Raw genomic sequence first — 9252 nt, forward strand, 5'->3', positions numbered from 1 at the left:
TCGAGTACAAGTACCCGGGCTGGTACGACAAGTACGGCGCCTGGTGGGAGAACTACTCCCGCCTCGCCAAGCCGAACGGGCACAACCCGATCGTGTTCGAGGACGTCGACTACGTCTACCCGGCCCGGTGCTGGACCTGCATGGTCCCGTGTCTGGTGCGCGAGGACATGGTCACGGCCGAGATCGACGGCATGCACCGGACGTACTGCCACGAGGTCTGTCGCTGGACGGACGTCGAGGCCTTCCGGGGCACCTACCAGGGTCGCGAGACCCCGAACATGGGTCGTCTGGTCGGCAAGCGCGAGTGGGAGACGCTCTACCACGGCTGGAACTGGGCCGACGTCGTCTCCGACATGGGCTTCGTCCGCGACGACGGCAAGACCATGACGGCCCAGCCCCACCTCGACTTGGATCCCAAGAAGATGTGGACGCTGGACCACATGCGGCGGTGCCCCCCGCTGCAGAGCCCGAACGTGTTGTTCAACGAGATGAGCGACGCCGACCGCGCCGCTTTCGTCGCTGACTACAACCGTCAGGGCCCCGCCGGACGCCCGGCGCCCTCGAGCGCCTGAGCGCGGGTCAGGCGAGGGGGGAGGGCCGGGTCCTCCGGTCCTCCCCCCGCCCCGCCGTGCCCGCGTCCAGGCCCGCCGGCCATTCGCACGGCCGATCGGTCCAGCTCCGTACCCCGTCCGTCCCGCGACCGGAATGAGGTGCTTCCCCTTTGGGAGACAAACACGTCGTGCGGTTCGAACCCGTCGGCATCGAGATCGAGGTCGACGAGGACCAGACGATCCTGCGCGCGGCCGCCGAGCAGGGCGTGCAGCTCATGCACGGCTGCAAGGAGGGCCAGTGCGCCGCCTGCAAGTCCTTCGTCCTCGAGGGTGAGGACATCGAGCTCGACAGCTACTCGACCTTCGCCCTCCCGGACTACGAGAAGGAGGAGGGCTCGACGCTGCTGTGCCGGGCCCACGCCTACGAGGACCTCACCATCGAGCTCCTCAACTACGACGAAGAGATCATCCGATCCGGCCTGCCGCTGCGGAAGGGCACCGTGGAGGTCCTCGCCAACGACGAGGTCACCCACGACATGCGACACCTGCGGGTGAAGCTGCGCGAGCCGGACGAGATCAAGTTCTTCCCCGGCCAGTACATGGACTTCATGGTCCCCGGCACGGACCAGAGTCGCTCGTTCTCGATGGCCAACACGCCGAACCGGGACGGCGAGTTCGAGTTCGTCATCAAGATCTACCCGGACGGCCTGTTCTCCGAGTTCCTCGCCAAGAAGGTCCAGGTCGGGGACATGCTCGAGGTCGAGGCCCCGTTCGGCACCTTCACGCTCCGGGAGAACCGGGCGTCGAACATCATCTTCGTCGGCGGCGGTGCGGGCATGGCGCCCGTGCTCGGGCTGCTGCGGTCGATGGCCGAGCGCAACGTCGAGCGCACGGCGACCTTCTACTACGGGGCCCGCACCGCACGGGACCTGTGCTTCGAGGAGGAGCTGCACGCGCTCTCCGAGAAGCTCCCCGGCTTCCGCTACATCCCGGCGCTCTCCGAGCCCGCCGAGGGTGAGCCGTGGGAGGGCCACACGGGCCTCGTCACGGCGGTGGTCGAGGCCAATGAATCCACATTGGAGGGAGCAGACGCCTACGTCTGCGGTCCGCCGCCCATGGTGGATGCGGCGATCGCGACGCTGAGCGCACTCGGTGTGCGCGAGGAGAACATCTTCTACGACAAGTTCACCACCACCGGTGAATCGGAAGGCGAGGACGGGCAGTGACCACCACGGAATCCACGTCAGCAGCTGAGTCCGCACAGCCGGAACGCAGCGTCCCGAAACCCGTCTTCACCGACGCGGAGGCCGGCGCACGCACGTTCCCCGACTCGGGCGCCAGCGCCCGCCGCTACAACTACTACAAGCCGGCGAAGCGCAAGCAGACCCACTACGAGGACGTCACGGTCGACGTCCAGCCGGACCCGCGGCACTACCTGTCGCAGGGCTGGATCTACGGGTTCGCGGACGGCACCGCGGGATACCCGCTGACCTGGACGAAGCTCAAGGCGTGGGGCGTGGACCGGCCGGACCCCGAGCGCTTCCCCGGTTCCGGCGGCAAGGGCTACGAGTGGCCCGCCCACGGCTGGCACGAGTTCCGTGACCCCAACGAGGAGTGGGAACTCACCTTCTACCGGTACAACGCGAACGTCGTCCGGCAGGTCAACCAGAACATCGAGAACGCCCGCAACGCCAAGGCGTTCCAGCAGTGGACGCCGAACTGGATCCAGTTCGTCGAGCGCAACGTCGGCGCGTGGATGCACATCGAGCACATCCTCGGCCTCTACGTCTTCGCCGCGTGCAACCGCTCCGGCCCGACGAACATGCACAACACCGCGATGGCGGTGAACAGCATGCACAAGATCCGGTTCGCGCAGGACCTCGCGCTCTACAACCTGACGCTGACCGAGGAGGTCGAGGGCTTCGACGGTTCCGCGCATCTCGACGCGTGGAACAACGACGCCGAGTGGCAGGGCGTCCGCAAGGTCTGCGAGGCGATCACCGCCGTCGACGACGACTGGGGCGAGTCCATCTTCGCCGCGAACGTCGTGTTCGAGCCCCTGCTGGGCGAGCTCTTCCGCTCCCAGCTGGTGATGCAGGCGGCCGCCGGCAACGGCGACTTCGTGACCCCGACCGTCATGGGTGCCGCCGAGTACGACTACGCCCAGCGCGACCTGCGCTGGACCCAGGTCTGCTTCGGCCCGCTCACCCAGGACAAGGAGTTCGCGGCCCACAACAAGGAGCTCATGCAGGGCTGGCTGTCGCACTGGGTGCCCCAGGCGATCGAGGCGGCCCGCGCGCTCCAGCCCATCTGGTCGATGCCGGACGCGAAGCCCCCGCGCTTCGAGGACAGCCTCGACCACGCCAAGAGCCGGTTCGCCGGAATCGTGACGGACCTCGGACTGGAGATCCCGAAGGAGCTGAACCAGTGACCAGTTTCAAGACGACGGAGAGCCCGTTCAAATCGGACAACACCGCGTCCGGCAAGTGCGGTGTGACGCTGATGAACAACCAGATCGGCGCCGTCGTGGCGGAGGTGATGGACCGCCAGGAGAACGTGACGGTCACCCACCTTCCCTCGATGATCCGCGTCGACTGCGTGGGCCGGATGGACTTCGTCTACGACGAGATCTCGGAGGCGCTCGGCGAGGACGAGGGCTTCTACGACGCGTCGGAGTTCGAGGAGAACATGTCGACGCACTACGGGAAGATGATCCACATGGATGACCGGACCGTCATGTTCGGGAATCTCGAGGAGGCCGCCGAGTTCATCGGCGACATGCTCCCGCCGACGGTCTCGTAGCACCGCCCCGTTTCCACCCGCCCCCGGATCGCCGGCCACGCATGCCGGCGTGGTCGGCGACCCGGGCCCTGGTGTTCAAGCCCTGGCACCCCTCTTCACCCCCGCGCAGATGACGAGATCGCACGTGACCCCAGGAGGTCTTCGAACATGGCGAAGGAACTCAAATTCGGGCAGGAAGCCCGCGACCTGCTCAAGGCAGGCGTCGACCAACTCGCCGAAGCCGTCAAGTCCACCCTGGGTCCCAAGGGACGCAACGTCATCCTCGAGAAGATCACCGGTACGCCGGAGGTCACGAACGACGGCGTCACCATCGCCCGCGAGATCTACCTGCGTGACCCCTTCGAGAACATGGGCGCGCAGATCCTCAAGGAAGCGGCGATCAAGACCAACGACATCGTCGGCGACGGCACCACGACCGCGACCGTGATGGCCCAGGCGATCGTCCGCGAGGGCATGAAGGCCATCACCTCCGGCGGGAACCCCGTGCTGGTCAAGCGCGGCATCGACGTCGCGGTCGGCGCGATCGTCGACCACCTCTCCACCGTCGCGCACCCGGTCGACAGCCTCGAGCACCTCTCCCGGGTCGCCGCCATCTCGGCCAACGACGACGAGACGATCGGCCGGGTCGTGGCCCAGACCCTGCACACCGTCGGGGACGACGGCGTGATCTCCGTCGACGACGGTCCGGTCCTCGGCCTGACGGTGAACTTCGTCGAGGACTTCGAGTTCGACAACGGCTACGTCTCGCCCTACCTCGTCACGGATCCCGGCTCGATGATGGCGATCCTGGACGATCCCTACATCCTGCTGTCCGCCGAGAAGATCACCGACGTGCGCATGCTGATGCCGGTGCTCGAGAAGATCATGCGGGACCCGCGGCCGCTGGTGATCGTGGCCGAGAAGGTCGAGGGCACCGCGCTGCAGATGCTGGTGCACAACCACGTCAACGGGCACCTCAAGGTCACCGCGATCCAGGCGCCCGGCTTCGGCGAGAAGCGCATCCACCTGCTGGAGGACATGGCCGCGCTGACCGGCGCGAAGGTCCACAGCAAGGCGTCGTCGTTCTCGCTGGACCAGATGACCACCGAGCACCTCGGCCGCGCCTCGCAGGTCCGCGCGACCAACGAGGAGACCGCGATCATCGGCGGCGCCGGCGCCCGCGAGGCCGTCGAGCTGCGGCTCGCGCAGCTGCGCGCCGAGATGCACCGCGCCAGCATCGGCACGGACGAGGACTGGCTCAACGACCGGATCGCCCGGCTCTCCGGCAAGGCGGCGATCATCTCGGTCGGCGCCCCGACCAACGCCGAGCTCAAGGAGATCCGGCACCGCGTCGACGACTCCCTGCAGGCCACCCGCGCCGCGATGGCCGAGGGCATCGTCGCCGGTGGTGGCGCGGCCCTGCTGCACGCGGAGCAGGCGCTGGACAAGCTGGACGTGACCGGGGACTACGAGATCGGCGTCGAGATCGTCCGCCGGGCGCTCACCGAGCCGGTGTACCTGATCGCCACCAACGCCGGCTACGACGGCGCGGACGTGGTCAAGCAGGTCACGGACCTCGGGGTCGACGCGGGCTTCGACGCCCTGCAGGGCCGCTTCGGGGACATGGTCGAGATGGGCATCATCGACCCGCTGCGGGTCGTGCGCTCCGCGCTGCAGAACGGCGCGTCCGTCGCGGGCCTCATCCTGACCACGAACTCGCTGGTCGCCGAGGAGGTCACGCCCTGGAACAAGGCGCTGATGACGGAGTACGGCCCGCTCGACGACGGCATCCCGCAGCCGAGCCCGGACTCCAGCACGCCGCAGTCGCTGGGTCTCGGCCCGTCCATGGGCTAGCCGCTCCGGAGATCATCCCGCGAGTCGCGGTTTCCGGACCGCCGAGTCGCGGTATCTCGGACGACGAACGGGAGGTCCAGCCGTGTACGTGCACGACGGCGAGCGCTACCTGGTCGTCGACGCCCAGGTGCACGCCTGGGACGGCAGCGCGGCGAACCAGGCCGGCCCCGCCGGCGAGCAGTTCGTCGCCGATCTCCACCACCGCCACCGGGTCCTCGACCGCAAGCCGCGCCCGCTTCCCGCCGACGAGTTCGAACGCGTCGGGGAGCGGGCGTTGGTCGCGGACGTGTTCGGCTACGGGCACGTGGACCGCGCGGTGCTGCAGCCCCTCGGCCTGGGCGAGCTCTTCGTGCTCGGGTTCAGCCCGTCGGCCTGGCACGCCGAGCTGGCCGAGCCCCTGGGCGGGCGGCTCGTCGTCACCGGCGAGCTCGATCCCGGCGCGGACCGCGGCGTCTCCCGCGGCCTGACGGCCTGGGTGCGCCGGGACTCGTTGCGCGGATTCGCGCTGGTCTCGGCCCGGCGCCCGGAGGCGAGGATGGCGCTCGCCGAGTCCTGGATGCGCCGGGCACTGGCCCGGGGCGAGCAGGCGGGCGCGGGCGTCGTGCACATCGGGGTGGGGCCGGTCGCGCACCCGCCGCCCGGCGCGCCCGCCTGGGCCCATGCCGGCGTGCCCGATCGTCCGGCCCGCGCCGCCGGCCGGGCCCGCTGGCCGAGCTGGGCCGAACCGGTCCGCGCCGGTTCCGCGCTGCCGGTCCGGGCCCGCAACGCCCGCCCGCTCCCCGCGGGCGGGTTCGACGCCACCGAGCTCCGCGTGCTCGCCGCCGCGCTGCCCCGGGTGCGGTTCGTCCTCGGCTCGGGCTGCCTGCCGACGGGGGTGCTGTGCAGGCTGGCGCGGCTGTCGAACGTGAACGTGCTGCTCACCGACGTCCTGGTGGCGATGCGGACCCATGCGGGGGAGGCGGGTCCGGCCCTCGACGCGCTGCTGGCCGCGTTCGGCCCCGGGCGGCTCCTGTTCGGCAGCGGCTACCCGCTGGTGCGGCCGGAACGGCTGGTCGGGGAGGCGGTCGGCGCGCTGCGGGAGCGGGGCCTGGAACCGGCCGACGTCCAGGCCGTCATGGGAGCGAACGCGGCGGGGCTGTACCGGATCCCGGTGCCGGACGCGCTCGTCCATGGTGGCCAGGCGGCGCGCGCCCGGTGAGGCACCTGACGCCCCGGGCTCCGCGAGCCCGGGCCGGCGCGGGCGAGGGTCAGCCGCTGGTCTTCCCACCGTCCGTGGGGCTCTCGCCGGCGCCCGCCCCGACCGGCTCCCCGTCGGACACGTACTTGTCGGTGCCGGGGATGTTCGTCGGATGCTGGATCGAGAGCCTCGCCGTCTCCGGCATGATCAGGATCGGCACGATCGCGATCGCCGCCGCGGCCATCAGGTAGTACGCCGGGATCAGGTCGTTGCCGGTGCCCGCGATCAGCGCGGAGACGATCAGCGGCGCGGTGCCACCGAAGGCCGCGGTGGACGTCGAGTAACCGATCGAGAAGCCGCCGTAGCGGTTCCGGGTCGGGAACATCGCGGGCAGCGCCGAACCGATCGTGCCCAGCATCAGCAGCAGCAGACCGCCGAGGATCACCATGCCGACGATCACCGGGAACACGCTCTTCATGCCCAGGAGCAGGAACGCCGGGACGGAGAGGACGAAGTACCCCACGGCGGACGCCATCAGCAACGGCTTGCGGCCCACCCGGTCCGACAGCGCGCCGACCGGGCCGATCAGGCCCATCATCACGATCATGACGCCGATCAGGATGAGCAGCGCCTCGGTGTCGCTGATCTCCAGCACCTGCGTCAGGTACGTCGGCATGTAGGTCAGCAGCATGTAGTCCGCGACGTTGAGCAGCACCACGAACCCGACGAGCTGCAGGATCTGCGGCCAGACGTTAGCGAGGACCTCCTTGAACGGCGACGCCGTCGTGGAGCCCGCGGCCTCCGCGGCCTGGAACGCAGGGGTGTCCTCCAGCCTGCTCCGCAGCCAGAAGCCGACCAGGCCCAGCGGACCGGCGACCAGGAACGGGATCCGCCAGCCCCAGCTGTTCAGGTCCTCCTCGGAGAGCCCGAGCTGGACCGCGGTGGCCAGGCCGGCACCGAGAACGGTGCCGAACAGCGTGCCGAACTCGAGGAACGAGCCCCAGAACCCGCGCCGCCTGTCCGGCGCGTACTCGGCGATGAACGTCGCCGCGCCGCCGTACTCGCCACCCGTCGAGAAGCCCTGCACCAGCCGGCAGACCAGCAGCAGGATGGGCGCCCAGATCCCGATCGAGGCGTAGCTCGGGATCAGGCCGACGCAGAACGTCGCGCCGGACATCATCAGGATCGTCACCGCGAGGACCTGGCGCCGGCCGAACCGGTCGCCCAGCGGCCCGAGCACGATCCCGCCGAGCGGGCGCAGCACGAACGGGATCGCGATCCCCGCGAACACGAGGATCGTCGCCGCCGCGGGACTCGCCTCCGGGAAGAAGACGAATGCGATGACGGTGGCCAGGTAACCGTAGATCCCGTAGTCGAACCACTCGATCGCGTTGCCCATCGCCGCGCCGGCGACGGCCCTGCGCACGGTCTTCTCGTCGGGCTGCTCGACTCTCTTCGTATCGGTGCTGGCTTCGCTCATCACGCCCCCTGGCTCGGTTGGTCGACCACGCTAGACGGGCGTTCACGGGGCCGCAGGATGTAGCCCGTTCACCCGGCCGGACTAGCCCTCCTGGCCGAGTGCCGATCGGGCCAACCGCCGCTGACGGGCCGGAAGCCCGCGACCCCCGCGGTCCACACGTAGGCCCAGCACACCTCGCCCGTCTCCGGCATCACCACCCGGACCCGGACGTACTGCGGTCCCTCGTAGGCGTCGAGCTCGGGGAGCAGGGCGGCCGGGTCCCGGACCGGGATCATCCAGCCGGGCACGCCCGGTCCGGGTTCCCGCAGCATGGCGGGGTAGCCGAAGCCGGTGTCCAGCAGCGTCCCGGGCAGCGTGGCCCGGTGCGGTTCACCGGCCAGTGCGGGGGCGAGGCGGCCCCACGCCCGCCCGCCGGGCTGCAGCGACCCGTAGACGAACAGCCGCGCCGGCCAGTCCTCCGGCGCGGGATTCCCCTCGACGGTCGTGGCGTCCAGCCCGTCGCCCGGGCCGGGTTCCCCCGCCAGTGCCCGCGCCGCGGTCTGGCCGACGGCCGAGCAGGGCACCCTCGCCCCGTCGACCAGCAGCGGCCGCCGGATCTCGGCCCGGCCGAGGTAGGCGAGGACGTCGTCGAGCACCGCGCCATCCTCGGTCGTCACTGTGCCGGTGTGCAGCCGCGCGAGCCGGTAGCGGCCGGATCCGCGGCCCTCGCACACGTCCAGGACGTCCAGCTGCTGCCCGGTCGCGAACCACACGGAGTGCTCCTCGCGCGTCCCGGGTGCGGCGGCGAGGACCGCCGGCCGCTGGTCGTCGACGACGCGCAGGCCGTGCGCCCACACCGCCGAGACGCCCTCGGTGCGCGCCCGCAGCACCACGACCGGCCCGCGCAGTCCGAGCTCGCGCCGCAGCCAGCTGATCTTCGACGGGTTGCGGTTCGACCCGTAGGTCAGCACCGGCATGTGCCCGGCCAGCGCCGGCGCTCGCCGCTCGGCCAGCCAGGTGTCGAGGTCCGTGCCGCCCGGGCCGGTGCGCCAGCCCGAGCAGGCCGACGCGTCGTGGACCAGCGGGTGCCCGACGCCGTCGTCGTGCACGTAGGACGTGGGCGGCACCGCACCCGGGTACGGGACCGCGGGGTACGCCGCGTCCGGCCACGTCATCGACACGTCTCCCGGGAGGTCGGCCCGGCGATCGGGCGGCAAGAGCCTGCGAATCCTCGCACGACGGCCCGGACCGACCGGTTACGGTCGGCATGTGTTGCCTCGAACGATCGACTGGCGGGACGGGGCGATCACCCTCGTCGACCAGACCGCGCTCCCCGAGCTCCGGACCGTCACGATCGGGACGGTCGAGGAGTTGGTCGAGGCGATCCGCGGGCTCGTGGTGCGAGGGGCGCCGGCGCTCGGCGTGGCCGG

Annotated in this window: 7 protein-coding genes and 2 pseudogenes; 7 read left to right on the plus strand and 2 right to left on the minus strand. The window is 70.6% G+C overall.

The features are described 5' to 3' along the window. From JWP64_RS03310 to JWP64_RS03335, 6 genes and pseudogenes are all read left to right on the plus strand, one after another. Positions 1–572, plus strand: a pseudogene (locus JWP64_RS03310) (methane monooxygenase); the annotation flags it as partial. Between the two features lie 149 nt (positions 573–721). Beyond that, entirely contained in the window at positions 722–1777 is a 1056-nt protein-coding gene (locus JWP64_RS03315; protein WP_297492104.1) for an FAD-binding oxidoreductase, read from the plus strand. Beyond that, complete coding sequence (locus JWP64_RS03320; protein ID WP_297492106.1) at positions 1774–2982, plus strand: aromatic/alkene monooxygenase hydroxylase subunit beta; 1209 nt, start codon at positions 1774–1776, stop codon at positions 2980–2982. The genes JWP64_RS03315 and JWP64_RS03320 overlap by 4 nt, the downstream gene beginning before the upstream one ends. Further along, complete coding sequence (gene mimD / locus JWP64_RS03325; RefSeq protein ID WP_297492108.1) at positions 2979–3353, plus strand: propane 2-monooxygenase effector subunit MimD; 375 nt, start codon at positions 2979–2981, stop codon at positions 3351–3353. Before JWP64_RS03320 ends, mimD begins: the two co-directional genes overlap by 4 nt. Before the next feature lie 147 nt (positions 3354–3500). Further along, entirely contained in the window at positions 3501–5186 is a 1686-nt protein-coding gene (gene groL, locus JWP64_RS03330; RefSeq protein WP_297492109.1) for a chaperonin GroEL, read from the plus strand. Between the two features lie 82 nt (positions 5187–5268). After that, positions 5269–6384 (plus strand): amidohydrolase family protein, encoded by a 1116-nt coding sequence (locus JWP64_RS03335; protein WP_297492111.1) that lies wholly within the window; start codon positions 5269–5271, stop codon positions 6382–6384. Positions 6385–6433: 49 nt separating this feature from the next. Here JWP64_RS03335 and JWP64_RS03340 read toward each other — a convergent pair whose 3' ends face one another. Continuing rightward, a complete protein-coding gene (locus tag JWP64_RS03340; RefSeq protein WP_297492113.1) occupies positions 6434–7843 on the minus strand; it encodes an MFS transporter in 1410 nt (469 codons plus the stop codon). A gap of 68 nt (positions 7844–7911) precedes the next feature. Further along, positions 7912–8997 carry a gamma-glutamylcyclotransferase family protein gene (locus tag JWP64_RS03345; RefSeq protein ID WP_297492115.1) on the minus strand — a complete coding sequence of 362 codons (1086 nt, stop codon included), beginning with the start codon at positions 8995–8997 and terminating at the stop codon, positions 7912–7914. A gap of 97 nt (positions 8998–9094) precedes the next feature. Here JWP64_RS03345 and JWP64_RS03350 point away from each other — a divergent pair. Further along, a pseudogene (locus JWP64_RS03350) lies at positions 9095–9252 on the plus strand (S-methyl-5-thioribose-1-phosphate isomerase); the annotation flags it as partial.

The sequence above is a fragment of the Pseudonocardia sp. genome (assembly GCF_025465255.1).
GTDB lineage: Bacteria > Actinomycetota > Actinomycetes > Mycobacteriales > Pseudonocardiaceae > Pseudonocardia.

What these genes read in the sequence shown, in the direction of transcription:
- groL (WP_297492109.1), top strand. Translation starts at nt 3,501, where the DNA reads ATGGCGAAGGAACTCAAATTCGGGCAGGAAGCCCGCGACCTGCTCAAG.
- JWP64_RS03340 (WP_297492113.1), bottom strand. Translation starts at nt 7,843, where the DNA reads ATGAGCGAAGCCAGCACCGATACGAAGAGAGTCGAGCAGCCCGACGAG.
- JWP64_RS03345 (WP_297492115.1), bottom strand. Translation starts at nt 8,997, where the DNA reads ATGACGTGGCCGGACGCGGCGTACCCCGCGGTCCCGTACCCGGGTGCG.